This is a genomic window from Drancourtella massiliensis (genome assembly GCF_016900655.1).
Classification (GTDB): Bacteria; Bacillota; Clostridia; order Lachnospirales; family Lachnospiraceae; genus Sellimonas; species Sellimonas catena.
Genome location: NZ_JACJKH010000062.1, coordinates 1 through 1,897 on the forward strand (window position 1 = coordinate 1; position 1,897 = coordinate 1,897).

Below are 1,897 nucleotides of genomic sequence, written 5' to 3' on the forward strand. Positions count from 1 at the left end.
TGGTTTCTAGTCAATTCCATTATACCAAACGGAACAGGTTTATGCCTTTTTTATTGGCTGAAATATTGAATTTTCAAGGTTCAACACACCGTATTGGTGTGGGAAGTTTTAGTTTATTATAAGTTTGATCTTCATACAAATCAATAAAAACATTGTGAAATTTTAGTGAGGATCCAGCTTCCTTTTCTACATATTAAATATTGTAAAATTCCCGTAAATTGTAGTATACTATTCAGGTAGTATTTTCAAAATATAGGACAAGAAATAAATTTTTGCGAAGGAATGGTTTGTGTATGAAAATAGGATTTGATAATGACAAATATCTCCATATGCAGTCTGAGCATATCCGTGAACGGATCAGTCATTTTGACAACAAGCTGTATCTGGAGTTTGGTGGAAAACTCTTTGATGATTTCCATGCTTCCCGTGTTCTTCCGGGATTTCAGCCGGACAGCAAGTTAAGGCTCTTAAAACAGCTTTCCGATACGGCTGAGATCGTCATCGTCATCAGTGCCGGTGACATTGAAAAAAACAAGGTCCGCGGAGATCTTGGTATCACCTACGATGATGATGTACTCCGCCTGAAAAGCGCCTTTGAAGAAAACGGTCTCTATGTCGGCAGCGTTGTCATCACGCAGTACAGCGGCCAGAAGAGCGCGGATCTCTTCCGCCACCGTCTTGAAAACATGGGAATCCGTGTCTACACTCATTATATTATTGAAGGATATCCGTCCAATATTCCTTTGATCGTGAGCGATGAGGGATATGGAAGAAATGATTATATTGAGACATCCAGACCGCTGGTAGTCATCACTGCCCCTGGACCTGGAAGCGGAAAAATGGCGACCTGCCTTTCCCAGCTCTATCACGAGAACAAACGCGGAATCCGGGCCGGCTACGCAAAATTCGAGACATTCCCGATCTGGAACATTCCGCTGAAACATCCGGTGAACCTCGCGTATGAAGCAGCTACAGCCGACTTAAATGATGTCAATATGATTGACCCGTTCCATCTGGAAGCATATGGAAAGACTACTGTCAACTATAACCGTGACGTGGAGATTTTCCCGGTTCTGAATGCCATGTTCGAGCAGATCTTTGGAGAGAGCCCGTACAAGTCACCGACCGACATGGGTGTCAATATGGCCGGAAACTGTATCTGTGATGACGAAGTCTGCCAGGAAGCATCCCGCCAGGAAATCATCCGCCGATACTATCAGGCAAAATGTGATCTTCTGCAGGGAGATATCCCGGACTCCGAGGTCTTCAAACTGGAGCTTCTGATGAAACAGGCACATGTCACCATCCATGATCGCCGTGTTGTTGACGCAGCACTTTCCCGTGCCGAGAGCACCGGAGCTGCCGCTGCTGCTATCGAGCTTCCGGACGGAAAGATCATGACAGGAAAGACTTCCAACCTGCTCGGACCTTCCGCGGCACTGATCCTGAATGCCCTCAAGGAGCTTGCCGGTATTGATCACGACCTCCATGTGATCTCTCCGACTGCCATTGAACCGATTCAGAAAGTGAAAACACAGTATCTTGGAAGCAAGAACCCTCGTCTTCACATTGACGAGATTCTGATCGCCCTTTCCATTTCGTCTGCTGCCAATCCGGCTGCACAGCATGCGATGGAGCAGCTCCCGAAACTGAAAGGATGTCAGGTACACACCTCTGTCATGCTTTCTTCTGTAGATATTAAGCTTTTCAAAAAGCTTGGCATTCAACTGACATGCGAGCCAAAATATGAACACGATCCGATCTATTAGTTTCAGAAATATACAAGGGGCTATCGGGAAATAGATAGTCCAAATCAGGGGCAGATGTGACTCATACGAGTCACATCTGCCCCTGAACTTTATCCTCTAAAAAGAGAAAAAGATGGCTAACGACAACC

At 45.4% G+C, this 1,897-nt stretch carries 1 protein-coding gene; it reads left to right on the top strand.

Annotated elements, in window-relative coordinates; genetic code table 11:
* The first annotated feature begins 293 nt into the window (after window positions 1-293).
* The gene (locus H6A32_RS15675) at window positions 294-1,769 is read left to right on the top strand and encodes a DUF1846 domain-containing protein (protein WP_087167501.1); all 1,476 of its coding nucleotides are present in this window, start codon (window positions 294-296) and stop codon (window positions 1,767-1,769) included.
* The last annotated feature ends 128 nt before the right edge of the window (window positions 1,770-1,897 follow it).

What these genes read in the sequence shown, in the direction of transcription:
- H6A32_RS15675 (WP_087167501.1), top strand. Translation starts at nt 294, where the DNA reads ATGAAAATAGGATTTGATAATGACAAATATCTCCATATGCAGTCTGAG.